Below are 14,024 nucleotides of genomic sequence, written 5' to 3' on the forward strand. Positions count from 1 at the left end.
GGTTCTGTTACAGGGTTATGACCGAATCAGTGGATTCCGATGAAAAGGTGGCACTTTGCTTTGAGTCGCGCGCGGTCTGCACTCGATTGCGTCCGGCACCTTTGGCGCGGTACAGCGCTTCGTCGGCCTGGCTGGCCATCATCAGGCTGTCGGAATCCTCGTGCATTTCCACCACGCCGGCGCTGAAGGTGCACCACAAATCGTGCGGTTGCGCCGGGTAGTGGATTTCGGCGAAGCGCTGGCGGATCTCGTCGAGCACTTTGTGCGCCGCTTCTATATCCGTGTCGGGCATGACGATGGCGAATTCTTCGCCACCGTACCGGCCGATGAAGTCGGTCTTGCGCAGGCGTTGCTTGAGGAACAGCGCCAGGCTCTTGATCACTCGGTCGCCCATCGGATGGCCGTGACTGTCATTGACTCGCTTGAAGTGGTCGATGTCGAGCATGGCAAAGCTCAGCGGCTTGTTCTCGCGACGGGCGCGGAACGAGCAGTCTTCGAGCAATTGCAGGATGTGCGTGTGGTTGTACAGGCCGGTGAGGCTGTCGCGGACCATGCGTGCCTTGAGGTTGCGCGCGCGGGCGGCGCGGTTGCGCACAGTCGTAATCAGATGCCGAGGCTTGATCGGTTTGGTAAGGAAATCGTCGCCGCCCTCGCTCATGGCGTCGAGCTGCTTGTCCAGATCGTCCTCGGCCGAAAGATAAATGATCGGCACGCTAACGTAGCGGTCGTTGTGGCGGATGACCTTGGCCAGTTCGGTGCCTGTGCAGGCCGGCATGTACATGTCGAGGATGATCAGATCCGGCTGGAAGTCCGCCAGTTCGGCCATCGCCTGGATCGGTTCGATCAGGGTGCGAGTGACGATTCCGGCGCTGTTGAGCAGGCGCTCGGTGTGCAAGGCCTGGGCGCGAGAGTCGTCGATGATCAGCACTTTGTAAGGTTCGTACTGGGCGACGCACGTCAGGACTTCGATCTTCTCCAGCAGGCTCGACGCTTCGAGGGTGCCGGTGAGGAATTCCTGGCCGCCGGCGCGCACGGCGGCGAGGCGCGTCGGGGTGTCGGTTTCGTGCAGGCTGAAAAACAGCAGCGGCAGCGGTTCTTCCAGGCCAACCTGGGCTTCGGCAGCCAGTTGCAGGCCGACGCCTGCGCCGCTGAAGTCCACGTCCATGACGATCGCGGCGGGCAAGCGCTCGACCATCGAGGAGCGAAACGCCGCGACACTGTCCAGCGCCTGCGCGGTCAGGCCGAAAAACTCCAACTGCTTGGCCAGCCGCTCGGCGCGGTCGTGATCCTGCAACATGACGTAGATCGGTTTGCGCAGCGGCGGCAGGAAGGTCTGGTCGAGTTGATCGCCATGCCGCAGACCGGTGCGCGACAGACGCTGCATCAAACGATTGAGATCGGTGATCAGACCGCTGCTCAGGCGTCCGCGATTGGCGTCCACCGCTTCCAGCGACTGGCCGATATGACGCGCGAGTTGCGTATGCTCGGGCTGCTCGAAGCGCTCGGCAAAACGCAGCAGGCGCAGATTGGCCTCGCTCAGTTCGGCGAGGTCGGCGGTGGACCACTCACTGCGTTGCAGGCGCTGCCATATCTCAAGAATCTGACGTGCCTGATGAATTACCCGCTGGGCAAAGTGGTGCTTGAGGCGCTCACGGCTGGGGTCTTCTGGCTCGGTCATATCCTGACTACTAGTTAGGGCGCATGCTGAGATCGACTGGTGGCTCTATGCTAGCACCTCTTTTCCCTTATATGAGTGTCGTGCGTCAATAATCTGCGGTGCTGCACAATTCAGTTTCTGACCGGGTGGTTTTGGATGAGACCTGTTCGTCGATGAACCTCCCGAAAACCGGGCATATGGTGCTGCTCGAAGCGTAAACAAGCCTGTGTGCACCACGCTGTGCTGCAGACAGACGCTGATCTGCAAATGCCTGTTTCGCAGCTTTGTTGATGGCGCTGTATCAGGGAAACCCCTAGAGAATTTGCGGGTCGATGCCGCGCGTTCCGTGGATTTTCTGCTTCTCTTCAATGGCGGGTGCCGGCCTTGGCACGTTGTTGTATGGTTGTGGTCGAACCGTTGAACCCAAGTGATTGAAAGGATATCGCCATGCTGGACTGGAAGAACCGCGCGGGCAGCGCGCCTGAACGTGCCGCTGAGCCGAAGTCGGCCACCCGCAGCTATGTGGGCGGGCTGTTGTTCAGCCGCGCGCTGGCCACGCTGATCGGCATTTATCTGCTGGTGACCATCGGCCTGGGCTGGTACTGGAGCCAGGAGCCGGCGCTGTTTCCGGTGGCACAAAACGCCCAGGCGGCTGCCGAGAAAGAAGGCAAGCAGATGGTCGTCGGCTACACCACGGTCGAAACTCTCAAGACCGTTGCCGGTACGTTGCTGAACAAACCGGGAGGCTACATTTCCAACGACCGTTTTCCGCCTGGCCTGTGGATGGACAACACACCGAGCTGGGAATACGGCGTGCTGGTGCAGGTGCGTGACCTGACTCGTGCCCTGCGTAAGGACTTTGCCCGTTCGCAGTCGCAGTCGGCCGAGGATGCTGATCTGGCCAAGGCCGAACCGCGTTTCAACTTCGACAACAAGAGCTGGATCCTGCCGTCGAGCGAATCGGAATACCAGGAAGGCATCAACTCCCTGAGCCGTTACCAGGCGCGTCTGTCTGATCCAACGCAGAAAAACGCCTTGTTCTACGCTCGCGCCGACAACCTCAACAACTGGCTGGGTGATGTCGGCACTCGTCTGGGTTCGCTGTCGCAACGCCTGTCCGCCAGTGTCGGCCGTGTCAAGCTCAACACCGCGCTGAAAACCGAAGTGCCGGCGGTTGGCGAAGTACCGCAAGTTGACGAGGAAGTCGTAGAGACTCCGTGGATGCAGATCGACAACGTGTTCTACGAAGCACGCGGTCAGGCCTGGGCGCTGTCGCACCTGTTGCGCGCCATCGAAGTGGACTTTGCCGATGTGCTGGCGAAAAAGAACGCCACGGTCAGCGTGCGCCAGATCATCCGTGAACTGGAAGCATCGCAGGAGCCGGTCTGGAGCCCGATGATCCTCAATGGCAGCGGCTTCGGCGTGCTGGCCAACCACTCGCTGGTCATGGCCAACTACATTTCCCGGGCCAACGCCGCAGTGATCGATCTGCGTCAATTGCTCAATCAGGGCTGAGTCATGGTCGATAGCGCCAAAGAGGCGGCGCACCGCGCCGCCTCCGATGCCGAACAGATCGCCTGGGTCGACGAGCAGGACAACTTGCTCGGCGCCCTGGTGCGGGCCGATCTGCGTGAGCGCGGGCTGATCGGGCGCGGCACCTACATCATGTTGTTCAATTCCGCTGGTGAGCTCTGCGTACACCGGCGCACCCTGAGCAAGGCGATCTATCCCGGTTACTGGGATGTGGCAGCCGGCGGCATGGTGCAGGCCGATGAGACCTACGCCGAATCGGCGGCCCGCGAGCTGGAAGAGGAATTGGGCGTGAGCGGGGTGGAGCTGACCGCCCACGATCATTTTTTCTTCGAGGACACCGGCAATCGCCTGTGGTGCTCGGCATTTTCCGCGGTGTGGGACGGCCCGCTGAAACTGCAGCCGGAAGAAGTGCTGGAAGCACGCTTTATTCCGGTCGATCAGGTACTGCAGGAAATCGAGCAAAAGCCTTACTGCCCGGACTCTCTGGCCGCGTTGAAGCGCTATCTGAAGGCTCAACAAAGCGGCGTCGCAAAGAACACATAAATTGGCGCCGATTGGCTCTTAGCAATTGCGCTTTTTGCCGTTACACTGCGCGACCTTTTCAAGCTGCACCGACCTGCTTTTGTTCAAGCGCACGGTGCAGTAGCGCTGCCCCTGCCTGAGTGGGGCTTCGCGGTCGATGACCTTGCCCAAGGTCGCGATCAGTCTTTGTCCTCCCAAGAGGATTGCCGGTGGCCAAAAAAGCCGCATCCTTCGCCGCCCTTGGTGGCCTGGTATTTTCCACCGACGCAGGTCGTCATTGCCCGGAATGCAGTAAACCGGTGGACGCCTGTATCTGCAAACAAACCGTGATCCCGGCCGGGGACGGCATTGCCCGCGTGCGTCGCGAGAGCAAGGGCCGTGGCGGCAAAACGGTGACCACCATCACCGGCGTGCCACTGGCCGAAGACGCCCTCAAGGAGCTGGCGACAACGCTGAAGAAACGTTGCGGCACCGGTGGGGCGTTGAAGGACGGGATCATCGAAATCCAGGGCGATCATGTCGAGCTACTCTTGGCAGAGCTGATCAAACACGGTTTCAAAGCGAAGAAGTCCGGCGGCTAGCAGCCTCTGTGAAATCCATCTGCGGCTTGATCCGGCACTGAAGCAGTTCAGATCCGGCGTCGTCTCCATGGTTTTCACAGAGCCTGTTCATGACCGGTTTCTAAACTACACGCAGTCAGTGCGGTCTACCGCCGCACTGACGAACCGTCATTTTCATTCTTTAGACTGCGCCGGCCTGCGATCAGGCGACGCACTATGACTTCTTTATAGGGGACTTCGATGTCCGTACGACGCACACGTAAAGACGATGGCAGCCAATGGACAGTTGCGGACAGCCGCAGTGTTTACGGGATTCGCCATTGGGGGGCCGGGTATTTCGCGATCAATGACGCCGGTCGCGTCGAAGTTCGTCCGAACGGCCCGAGCAGCTCGCCTATCGACCTGTTCGAACAAGTCGACCAACTGCGCAAGAGCGGCTTGTCCCTGCCGTTGCTGGTACGTTTCCCCGACATCCTGCAAGACCGTGTCCGTCAACTGACCGGTGCTTTCGACTCGAACATCGAGCGCCTGGAATACCAGAGCAAGTACACCGCGCTGTACCCGATCAAGGTCAACCAGCAAGAAGCGGTGATCGAGAACATCATCGCCACCCAGAACGTTTCCATCGGTCTGGAAGCCGGCTCCAAGCCTGAGCTGCTGGCGGTGCTGGCACTGGCGCCGAAGGGCGGCACCATCGTCTGCAACGGTTACAAGGACCGCGAGTTCATCCGTCTGGCGCTGATGGGGCAGAAACTCGGCCACAATGTGTTCATCGTCATCGAGAAAGAATCCGAAGTCGGCCTGGTGATCGAAGAAGCCGCCTCGCTCAAGGTCAAGCCACAGGTCGGCCTGCGCGTGCGCCTGTCGTCGCTGGCGTCGTCGAAGTGGGCGGACACTGGTGGCGAGAAATCCAAGTTCGGTCTGTCGGCGGCGCAACTGCTGTCGGTGGTCGAGCGCTTCCGCGCGGCCGGCCTCGATCAGGGCATTCGCCTGCTGCACTTCCACATGGGTTCGCAGATCGCCAACCTGGCTGACTACCAGCACGGTTTCAAGGAAGCGATCCGTTACTACGGCGAGCTGCGCAACCTTGGCCTGCCGGTCGATCACATCGACGTCGGCGGCGGTCTGGGTGTCGACTACGACGGTACTCACTCGCGCAACGCCAGTTCGATCAACTACGACATGGACGACTACGCCGGTGTCGTGGTCGGCATGCTCAAGGAGTTCTGCGACGCGCAGAGCCTGCCGCATCCGCACATCTTCTCCGAAAGCGGCCGCTCGCTGACCGCGCACCACGCGATGCTGGTGGTGCAGGTGACCGACGTAGAGAAACACAACGACGAAATCCCGCTGATCGAAAACAAGGAAAACCTGCCGGAAACCGTGCAGTGGCTGGTGGACCTGCTCGGCCCGACCGACATCGAGATGGTCACCGAGACTTACTGGCGCGCCACGCACTACATGAGCGACGTGGCTTCGCAGTACGCCGACGGCAAACTGACCCTGGCGGAAAAGGCCCTGGCCGAGCAGTGCTACTTCGCTGTGTGCCGTCGCCTGCACAACTCGCTGAAGGCACGTCAGCGTTCGCACCGCCAGGTGCTCGACGAACTCAACGACAAGCTGGCCGACAAGTACATCTGCAACTTCTCGGTGTTCCAGAGCCTGCCGGACACCTGGGCGATCGATCAGGTGCTGCCGATCATCCCGCTGCATCGTCTGGACGAAGAGCCGCTGCGTCGCGCGGTGCTGCAAGACCTGACCTGCGACTCCGACGGCAAGATCAACCAGTACGTCGACGAGCAGAGCATCGAGACCAGCCTGCCGGTGCACGGTCTGAACGAAGGTGAGGACTATCTGCTGGGCGTGTTCCTGGTCGGCGCCTATCAGGAAATCCTCGGCGACATGCACAACCTGTTCGGTGACACCGACTCGGTGAACATCTACCAGAACGCCGATGGCAGCGTGTACCACGCCGGTATCGAGACCCACGACACCATCGAAGACATGCTGCGCTACGTGCACTTGTCGCCGGAAGAACTGATGACCCACTACCGCGACAAGTGCGCCAGTGCCCGCATCAGTGCCAGCGAGCGTACGCAGTTCCTCGATGCCTTGCGTCTGGGCCTGACCCGTTCCTCCTACCTGTCTTCCTGAGTCAGGTCTGTTGCACCGGGTTGTCTGAAATTTTCCCTCAAGCTGTGGAAAATTCGGATGACCCGGTGGGACATTTCCCAAATCCCCTGCGAAATAATTGCCTGCCACAGCCGGAGAAGTGATCCGGTCTGCTTTTCGCGTAGGTCATTTCCTAAGTTGTACTTCAGCTCTCTACTCGGCCATGGCTCTCGGCGAGAATCCCCGGCCGCCCCTCCTGTAGAGATCCGCCCATGTTCGAATCAGTCAACGAGCCGTCGTTTCGTCTCGATGTAACGGGGCTGCCCGAGCCCTTCGAGGTGCTGGCCTTTACCGGAAGTGAGGGCATCAGCGAACCCTTCGCCTTTGATATCGATCTGTTGATCAATGATCCACAACTGGACCTGGCCGGCCTGCTTTTCCGCTCGGCGTTCCTGCAGTTCGGTCCCGGACACAATGGCCTGAGCGGGCAATTGCAGAGTGTCGTCCAGCATGAGCACGATCAGGGCGCCCGATTGTGTCGAGTGACACTGGGACCGAAGCTGAGTTGTCTGGCGCTGCGTTTCAGTCAGCGGATCTTCAGCAGCCAGTGCGTGCCGAAGATCCTCGCGCAGGTGCTCAAGGAGCATGGGATCGTTGGTGCGCAACGACGTTTTGATTTGCAGTGCGAATACCCGGTGCACACTTTCTGCACCCAGTACCGGGAGTCGGACCTGCAGTTCGTGCAGCGGCTGTGCGCGCAGGCGCGGATACACTACTACTTCGAGCACCGGCCGGACGGACACTGTCTGGTCTTTGTCGATGATCCAGGGCGTTTTCCCGTGGCCGGCGCGGCGTCTGTGGACGATGGCGCGAGCACCCCGGCGGTAAGACGCTGGCAGATGCAGGTGGACGCCAGCGATGTGGACGCGGGTTCGGCGCAGGCCGGCAAAGCTTATGGCCACAGCGATCTGCCGACCTTGCGCGCCGCGCAGTGGCTGGCGTTGACCGCGCATCCGTTTGCCGAATGCAACCGCCGCTGGTTGCTGAGCCGGATCGAGCATCGTGCCGATCCCGCCAGCGAGCCGTCTTACAGCAACCGGATCATCGCCGCCGCCCAGGCGCAACTGCCGACATTGACGAGCACGTGTGCCAGGCCGCGCATGCACAGTCTGCAACGTGCGTGGGTGGTGACGGTCGATGAACCGCAGCCCGACGATCAGCGGCCGGTGGCGGTGCAGTTCGACTGGCTTTATCAGGGTGAAGGCGCTGCCGCCAGCCATTGTTGGCTGCCGCTCGCAGCAGCGTTGAGCGACGCCTCACTGACATCGTTGCGTGAAGGCGTTGAAGTGGTGGTGAGTTTTCATGAAGGCGATCCGGATCAGCCGGTGATCAGTGGTGTGCTGCAGGAGCCGGCGGTGATCGAAGACTGCGAAGCGCCATTGGCGCTGCCGGACGTGCTGCCGAGCGCGGGCCTGGCGCAATGGCTCAAGTCTGCCGAACCGCTGTTGCTGTTGTGTCTGATGCCCGGCGGCGGCAGTTACAACCACTGCACGGCGCCGATCTGCAGTTGCCGACTGGTCGCGTCGCTGGATCAGGGCGCCGCCACTTGAGCGGCGTCGGGTTTGTCCAGCAGGCACAGTGGCTGTTGCTCGATGGTGCCGATGCACAGCCGGCGCTGGCAACACTTCGTCAGGGCTTCGCCGGGGTGCGTTGCACGCGGCTGTTCGAGGGCACCGAGTTTCAAGCAGTGAGCGAGCACGGGCCGCTGCTGGTCGAATTGCACGAGAGCCCGGCATTGGCTGCGCTGTGCCATCGCGATCCGCAGAACTGGCGAGGTCTGCTGCTCGCCAGCGATGCCTCGCAACCGATACTGCTACGTCATCTGCGCCGGATGCTGACGGTCTCGTTCGGGCTCAATCACCGTGCCTTGCTCGGTTATTACAACTGCCAGACGGCAAGTTATTTCTTCGACGCCTGTGATGCCGCCGACTTGAGCCGCTGGCTCGGGCCGATTCGTCTGCTGCGCTGGTACGGCGGCACCTGGGCCGACCTCGCCATCGGTAGTCAGGGCTGGCAGCAACTGCGCAACCCGCAGTGGGCGGTCGAGCCGCTGGGGATCGACGAAAGCCTCACCCATCGTCAGCGCGAACGTTTGCAAAGCTGCCTGCTGGAACAACACATCTGGCGCTGGTGCCAATCAATGGGAACCGACTACGCGCGCATGGCCTCCCATGTGCAGGAGGGGCTGAGCCTGGGTTTCAGCGACCGTACGGTGCTGGATGGCTGGTTGTGGCTACGCTTGCAGCATCCCCGAGCGGTATTGCCAGACCTGCCGGACGGGCTGAGCCAGCAGGAACGTCTCGAGCATGTGCGGCGACAGTGGCAGAACGATCAATCTTGAGGTGCGACATCCATGACAAATCCTCTGTGGCAGCGGTTCGGCGCAGTCCTCGGCGGGTTTCTGCTGCTGGTGCTGACCGGATGTTCCCCGGTCAAGGTGCTCAATGCGCTGACCCCCGACGACACGTTCCACAAAACCGCCGGGATTGCCTATGGCGATGATCCGCGACAGAAGCTCGACGTCTACGTGCCGCGCCAGCCGCTGGAGGACGCGCCGGTGGTGGTGTTCTTCTACGGCGGCAGCTGGAACAGCGGTGATCGTGGCGATTACGCGTTTGTCGGCGAGGCGCTGGCGTCGCGGGGAATTGTCGCGGTGCTGGCGGATTATCGGCTCTACCCGCAGGTGCGCTATCCGTTGTTTCTTGAAGACTCGGCGCGGGCGGTGGCCTGGACCCGGGCGCATATCCGCGAGTTCTCCGGCAACCCGCAACGCCTGTACCTGATGGGCCACAGTTCCGGCGCTTACAACGCGGCGATGCTGGCGCTGGATCCGGGTCTGCTCGGTGCGGTGGGCATGACGCCAAAAGACCTCAGCGGCTGGATCGGCCTGGCCGGGCCGTATGATTTTCTGCCCATCAAGAATCCGCAGGTGCGTCCGGTATTCTTCTGGCCGGACTCACCGCCGCAATCGCAGCCGATCAACCATGTCAGGCAGGGCGAGCCTCCGGCGCTGCTGATCGCCGCGACCAAGGACAATCTGGTCAACCCGATGCGCAACACCGCAGGCCTGGCGCGCAAACTGCGCGAGGCGGGTGTACCGGTGCAGGATCTTTACTACTCGCGCCCCAGTCATGTGACGCTGGTGGCGACCCTGTCGCGTCCGCTGCGGCGTCTGGCGCCGGTACTCGATCAGGTCGTCGCGTTCGTCAAACACACACCGGCTCAGTGAGCGGCACCGCTGAACCAGCCGTCGTTGCGCCGCAGCCACAGGGCCAGTGCGCCGAGGGTCAGGCTGCGCAAGACCATAAACAGCAGGAACGTTATCCACAGCCCATGATTGCCCAGTCCCTGTAATGCCCAGGCGAACGGCAGCAGCAGGGCGATGGTCAGCAGCATGCCGTTGCGCATTTCCCGGGCACGGGTGGCGCCGATGAACAGGCCGTCGAGCAGGTAGCTCCAGACCGCAATCAGCGGCAACACCGCCAGATACGGCAGGTAGATGAACGCGGTATCGCGCACGCTCTGGATGTCGGTCTGCATCTCGATGAACAAGTGTCCGCCCAACAGAAACAGCGCGGCAAAACCGAGGCTGGCCAGCAACGACCAGCCGCCGGCCACCACCAGCGAACGGCGCAGGGCGAGGCGATCACGGGCGCCGATGGCGTGTCCGCACAACGCTTCGACCGCATGCGCCAGACCGTCCAGCGCATGCGCGGTCAGCAGCAAACCGTTGAGCAGCAGAGCATTGGCCGCCACCGTGGCATCGCCGAGCCGCGCGCCTTGCACGGTGATCAGGAAAAATACCGATTGCAGCGCCAGGCTGCGGATGAAAATGTCGCGGTTGACCGCCAGCAAAGGGCGCCAGCTCTGCCACACCTTCAACGCTGCCCAGACGATGTGCCCGGGATAGGCGCGCAATGCGCCGCGGGTCAGCCACAGGCCGAGCAGGGCGCCGCTCCACTCGGCAATCACCGAGGCCCGGGCCGAGCCGACCACACCCCATTCCAGACCAATCACGAACCACAGGTTGAGAGCGATGTTGATCAGGTTGGTGCTCAGCAGAATCGCCAGCGGCGCCCGGGCGTTCTGGGTACCGAGGAACCAGCCGACCAGGGCGTAACTGGCCAGCGCTGCCGGCAGCCCGAATAACCGGGTGTGGAAGAACTCGCGGGTCAGTTGATCGAGTTCGGCCGACGGCTGCATGAAGTGCAGGGCCACGCCGCTCAACGGCACGCCGAGAGTGCCGAGCACGATCGCCAGTCCCAGCGCCAGCAGCAAACCCTGCAACAGAATCTGCCGTAACGCCGCGCCGTCGCTGCGCCCGGCGGCCTGAGCGGCAAACCCCGTAGTGCCCATGCGCAGAAAGCCCATGGCCCAGGCGAGAAACGTGTAGAGGCTGGCGCCGACCGCCACTGCGCCCAACTGATGGGCGTGGGGCAGGTGGCCGATGACGGTGCTGTCAACCAGCGCCACCAGCGGCACGGAAATATTGGAAAGAATCATCGGCGCGGCGAGCGCCCAGACCTTGCGGTGAGTCGGGCGGTCGCGCCAGTCGGCAATCAGTTTGGACATGCGGGCTCCTTGGGGGAGCGGGGATTGTAGCGATTCGTACGGCCTGCGATGCAACCAATGTGGGAGCGAGCCTGCTCGCGAAAGCGGTGTGTCATTCAGAACAGTTTTGACTGATCTGACGCCTTCGCGAGCAGGCTCGCTCCCACAAGGGCTAATGAATAATCCAGCTCAACAACCACAACCCCAACAGCAGCCAGATGATCCCGGCAATGATCGACGCATTCATGAACGCGCGAATCGCCGACCACAGCAGCATCAGGCCGACGATCAGCGCGAGGATGCTGATGATCGAAGTGTCCATGCCCAGCGTCTTCGCCAGGCCATCGACAAAGTTGCCGCCGGCGTTGCTCAGAATGTTGAACAGGCCGCTGAGGCCGTCGACGATGAAACGGATGATCGAACCGAGTGCCTGGCCGAGCCATTCGAAAAAGCTTTCTACCTGCATGTGTGCATCCTGATGAAAGAGCTGAGCCTTGGGCCACCGCGCGGGTGGCCGAGTTCCCTGCAACTATAGAGGGTTTGCCTCAATCCTGTGTGGGAGCGAGCCATGGCCGCTTGCGTTCAGCCGACATCCCCCCGAAGCTATACGCCTTCAGGAGAGCCCGATGAACCTTGTTGAACTGACCGAACGCCTGCACGCCATTCGCGACCGCAATGACTGGCGGCAATTTCACAGCCCGAAAAACCTCGCCATGGCCGCCAGCGTCGAGATGTCCGAGTTGGTGGAGATTTTCCAGTGGCTGACCGAAGACCAGTCGCGCCAGTTGCCGGCGGACAAACTGGCGCATGCCGGGCAGGAAGTCGGCGATATCGTCCTGTATCTGTTACTGCTGTGCAGCGAGTTGGGGCTGGACATGAATGAAGTGGTGCGCAGCAAGCTCGCCGACAGCGAACGGCGGTTCAGCTGATGAGCGACCGGCATTTCGATCAGTTGGCGACCCGTTTCGCCGAAAAAATCTACGGTGGCGCCAAAGGCGCGATTCGCCTCGCGGTGTTGCAGGCCGACCTGGCCGAAGCGTTACCGGACCGACCGCTGCGCGTGCTGGACGTCGGTGGCGGTCTGGGCCACATGTCGCTGTGGCTGGCCGAACGCGGCCATGAAGTGACCTTCACCGAGCCGGCCGAACCGATGCTCGAAGGTGCCCGTCAGCGCTTCGCCGAAGCCGGGCAGAGCGCAACGTTCATTCAGGCGCCGTGGCAGGAACTGCTTGGTCAGCTCACCGAACCCTACGATCTGGTGATTTGCCACGCGGTGCTCGAATGGCTGGCCGAACCCCATGCGATCCTGCCGGTGCTGCATCAACTGACCCAACCCGGTGGCTGGCTGTCGCTGGCGTTCTACAACCGTGATGCGCTGATTTATCGCAACCTGCTCAAGGGCCATTTCAAGAAAATGCGCAAAAACACCATGGCCGGTGAAAAGCAGAGCCTGACCCCGCAGCAACCGCTTGATCCGCGGGAGCTGGCAACGCAACTCGAAGGGTTGTGGCAGGTCGAAACCCAGAGCGGGATCCGGGTTTTCCACGACTACATGCCGGTGGAATTCCAGGCCCGCGCCGAACTCGTGGATTTGCTGGAGATGGAGCTCGCTCACCGTCGCCACCCAAGCTTCGCCGGGCTTGGGCGTTACTTGCACTGGATCTGCCGGCCGATCTGATCGGAGCACCACATGAAAGCTCAATCCGGTTTATTGCTGATCTGTCTGGGGTTGGCCGCCTGCCAAGGCAGCAACCCCTACGTCGCGCAGTCGCGGCCGTTGCCGCCGGCGCCGCCGCAAGCGGCCAATACGTTTGATCGCAGCGCCTACCCGGCGCCGACACGCGATTACGGGCGCTATCGCAGTTGGGCCTGGCTCAACGGGCAAATGCCGCCGGGCACGGCCTGGGCCGATTCGGCGCAAGTGGCCGAAGCGGTGAGCAATGCGCTGGATCAGCGCGGGTTGCGTCCGTTGCACGATAACCGTCCCGCCGATTTGCTGGTCAGCGCCAACCTGCGTCTGGAAACCCGCTTGCGTCAGGTGCAGGACGACTACGGCTACTACGGCGGGTACGGCGGCTATGATCGTTATGGTCGCGGTTACGGCATGTACAACACTGTGCCGATTGTTCGCACCTATCAGGAGCAGGTCGTGGTGGTGCAGGTCAATCTGTTCGATGCCGGCACCGGTCAACCGGTGTGGAGCGCCAGCGCCGAGACCGCCAACCAGGGTAGCCAACTGGTGCGCACCGACGCCATTCGCGAGGCTCTGGAAAAAGCCCTGTCGGCCTATCCGCCGAGCTAGACTTCAGGTGAGAACGCTTCGCAGGTTCAGCCCTTCAACCGGAGAACAACCATGTTCCGTCGTCTCGCTTTACTGGTCATGGCCGCGCTGCTCAGTGCTTGCGCCGCCAATCAGGTCAACCATGACTTCGACGCCAGCCGCGACTTCGCCGCTTATCGCAGCTGGAGCTGGAAAGAACCCGCGCTGCAATATCGCCCGGATGATCCACGGATCAAGAGCGACCTGACCGAGCAACGCATCCGCCAGGCCGTCAGCGATCAACTTGATCAACGCGGCTTGCGCCCTGCCGCTGCGGGGGCCAAAGGCGACCTGAGCGTGCAGACCTACCTGATTGTCGAGGATCGCCAGCAGCAAGTGACCACCAACTACGGCGGCGGTTGGGGTGGCCCGTGGAACGGGTATTGGGGCGCGCCGATGTACAACGAAACCCGCAACATCACCTACAAGGTGGCAACGATCCAGATCGATCTGCTCGATGGCAAGGACGGCAAACTGGTGTGGCGTGGCAGCGATGAGCAGATGCTCAGCAGCACGCCCAATCCACAGGATCGCAGCAATGCGGTGCGCGAAACGGTGGGCCGAATATTGGCCAACTATCCACCACGCTAGTTCGCTGTAAAAAAAAGGGAGCCCAAGAGGCTCCCATTTTTTGCCCCACCACAAATCTCCCTGTGGGAGCGGGCTTGCTCGCGAAGACGGCGTGTCAGCCACATCCATGTTGAATGAC

Annotated in this window: 14 protein-coding genes; 11 read left to right on the forward strand and 3 right to left on the reverse strand. The window is 61.8% G+C overall.

Going from position 1 to position 14,024, the window contains the following annotated elements:
- Window positions 1–7: 7 nt before the first annotated feature.
- On the reverse strand, window positions 8–1,678 hold the full coding sequence (gcbA, locus tag H043_RS0121580; protein WP_027613596.1) for a diguanylate cyclase GcbA: 1,671 nt from the start codon (window positions 1,676–1,678) through the stop codon (window positions 8–10).
- Window positions 1,679–2,104: 426 nt separating this feature from the next.
- Between gcbA and H043_RS0121585 the strand changes: the two genes are divergently transcribed.
- From H043_RS0121585 to H043_RS0121620, 7 genes are all read left to right on the forward strand, one after another.
- Window positions 2,105–3,172 carry a DUF2333 family protein gene (locus H043_RS0121585; RefSeq protein WP_007963034.1) on the forward strand — a complete coding sequence of 356 codons (1,068 nt, stop codon included), beginning with the start codon at window positions 2,105–2,107 and terminating at the stop codon, window positions 3,170–3,172.
- Between the two features lie 3 nt (window positions 3,173–3,175).
- A complete protein-coding gene (locus tag H043_RS0121590; RefSeq protein ID WP_027613597.1) occupies window positions 3,176–3,733 on the forward strand; it encodes an NUDIX hydrolase in 558 nt (185 codons plus the stop codon).
- A 188-nt stretch (window positions 3,734–3,921) separates the two neighbouring features.
- Window positions 3,922–4,293: a translation initiation factor Sui1 gene (locus tag H043_RS0121600; protein WP_007914613.1), complete on the forward strand. Its 372-nt coding sequence runs from the start codon at window positions 3,922–3,924 to the stop codon at window positions 4,291–4,293.
- Window positions 4,294–4,512: 219 nt separating this feature from the next.
- Window positions 4,513–6,426: an arginine decarboxylase gene (gene speA / locus H043_RS0121605; RefSeq protein WP_003221289.1), complete on the forward strand. Its 1,914-nt coding sequence runs from the start codon at window positions 4,513–4,515 to the stop codon at window positions 6,424–6,426.
- A 230-nt stretch (window positions 6,427–6,656) separates the two neighbouring features.
- The gene (locus H043_RS0121610; RefSeq protein ID WP_027613598.1) at window positions 6,657–7,994 is read left to right on the forward strand and encodes a contractile injection system protein, VgrG/Pvc8 family; all 1,338 of its coding nucleotides are present in this window, start codon (window positions 6,657–6,659) and stop codon (window positions 7,992–7,994) included.
- Window positions 7,991–8,785, forward strand: coding sequence for a DUF4123 domain-containing protein (locus H043_RS0121615; RefSeq protein ID WP_027613599.1), 795 nt, complete (start codon window positions 7,991–7,993; stop codon window positions 8,783–8,785). Before H043_RS0121610 ends, H043_RS0121615 begins: the two co-directional genes overlap by 4 nt.
- A gap of 12 nt (window positions 8,786–8,797) precedes the next feature.
- Window positions 8,798–9,673 (forward strand): alpha/beta hydrolase, encoded by an 876-nt coding sequence (locus tag H043_RS0121620; RefSeq protein WP_027613600.1) that lies wholly within the window; start codon window positions 8,798–8,800, stop codon window positions 9,671–9,673.
- Here H043_RS0121620 and H043_RS0121625 read toward each other — a convergent pair.
- Together H043_RS0121625 and H043_RS0121630 are read right to left on the reverse strand one after the other, a co-directional pair.
- Window positions 9,667–11,016, reverse strand: coding sequence for an MATE family efflux transporter (locus H043_RS0121625; RefSeq protein ID WP_027613601.1), 1,350 nt, complete (start codon window positions 11,014–11,016; stop codon window positions 9,667–9,669). The genes H043_RS0121620 and H043_RS0121625 overlap by 7 nt on opposite strands.
- 151 nt (window positions 11,017–11,167) lie before the next feature.
- Window positions 11,168–11,461, reverse strand: a complete 294-nt coding sequence (locus tag H043_RS0121630) for a hypothetical protein (RefSeq protein WP_007963021.1) — start codon at window positions 11,459–11,461, stop codon at window positions 11,168–11,170.
- 160 nt (window positions 11,462–11,621) lie between these two features.
- Between H043_RS0121630 and H043_RS0121635 the strand changes: the two genes are divergently transcribed.
- Genes H043_RS0121635 through H043_RS0121650 form a run of 4 tightly spaced genes read left to right on the forward strand, consistent with a single transcriptional unit; the run spans window position 11,622 to window position 13,906 of the window.
- Complete coding sequence (locus H043_RS0121635; RefSeq protein ID WP_007951009.1) at window positions 11,622–11,924, forward strand: MazG-like family protein; 303 nt, start codon at window positions 11,622–11,624, stop codon at window positions 11,922–11,924.
- On the forward strand, window positions 11,924–12,673 hold the full coding sequence (locus H043_RS0121640; protein WP_027613602.1) for a methyltransferase: 750 nt from the start codon (window positions 11,924–11,926) through the stop codon (window positions 12,671–12,673). The genes H043_RS0121635 and H043_RS0121640 overlap by 1 nt, the downstream gene beginning before the upstream one ends.
- A gap of 12 nt (window positions 12,674–12,685) precedes the next feature.
- A complete protein-coding gene (locus H043_RS0121645) occupies window positions 12,686–13,297 on the forward strand; it encodes a DUF4136 domain-containing protein (RefSeq protein WP_027613603.1) in 612 nt (203 codons plus the stop codon).
- Window positions 13,298–13,348: 51 nt separating this feature from the next.
- Window positions 13,349–13,906, forward strand: a complete 558-nt coding sequence (locus H043_RS0121650; RefSeq protein ID WP_027613604.1) for a DUF4136 domain-containing protein — start codon at window positions 13,349–13,351, stop codon at window positions 13,904–13,906.
- Window positions 13,907–14,024: the final 118 nt, after the last annotated feature.

Source organism: Pseudomonas sp. URIL14HWK12:I6 (assembly GCF_000514195.1).
Classification (GTDB): Bacteria; Pseudomonadota; Gammaproteobacteria; order Pseudomonadales; family Pseudomonadaceae; genus Aquipseudomonas; species Aquipseudomonas putida_A.

What these genes read in the sequence shown, in the direction of transcription:
- gcbA (WP_027613596.1), bottom strand. Translation starts at nt 1,678, where the DNA reads ATGACCGAGCCAGAAGACCCCAGCCGTGAGCGCCTCAAGCACCACTTT.
- H043_RS0121585 (WP_007963034.1), top strand. Translation starts at nt 2,105, where the DNA reads ATGCTGGACTGGAAGAACCGCGCGGGCAGCGCGCCTGAACGTGCCGCT.
- H043_RS0121590 (WP_027613597.1), top strand. Translation starts at nt 3,176, where the DNA reads ATGGTCGATAGCGCCAAAGAGGCGGCGCACCGCGCCGCCTCCGATGCC.
- speA (WP_003221289.1), top strand. Translation starts at nt 4,513, where the DNA reads ATGTCCGTACGACGCACACGTAAAGACGATGGCAGCCAATGGACAGTT.
- H043_RS0121610 (WP_027613598.1), top strand. Translation starts at nt 6,657, where the DNA reads ATGTTCGAATCAGTCAACGAGCCGTCGTTTCGTCTCGATGTAACGGGG.
- H043_RS0121620 (WP_027613600.1), top strand. Translation starts at nt 8,798, where the DNA reads ATGACAAATCCTCTGTGGCAGCGGTTCGGCGCAGTCCTCGGCGGGTTT.
- H043_RS0121625 (WP_027613601.1), bottom strand. Translation starts at nt 11,016, where the DNA reads ATGTCCAAACTGATTGCCGACTGGCGCGACCGCCCGACTCACCGCAAG.
- H043_RS0121630 (WP_007963021.1), bottom strand. Translation starts at nt 11,461, where the DNA reads ATGCAGGTAGAAAGCTTTTTCGAATGGCTCGGCCAGGCACTCGGTTCG.
- H043_RS0121635 (WP_007951009.1), top strand. Translation starts at nt 11,622, where the DNA reads ATGAACCTTGTTGAACTGACCGAACGCCTGCACGCCATTCGCGACCGC.
- H043_RS0121640 (WP_027613602.1), top strand. Translation starts at nt 11,924, where the DNA reads ATGAGCGACCGGCATTTCGATCAGTTGGCGACCCGTTTCGCCGAAAAA.
- H043_RS0121645 (WP_027613603.1), top strand. Translation starts at nt 12,686, where the DNA reads ATGAAAGCTCAATCCGGTTTATTGCTGATCTGTCTGGGGTTGGCCGCC.
- H043_RS0121650 (WP_027613604.1), top strand. Translation starts at nt 13,349, where the DNA reads ATGTTCCGTCGTCTCGCTTTACTGGTCATGGCCGCGCTGCTCAGTGCT.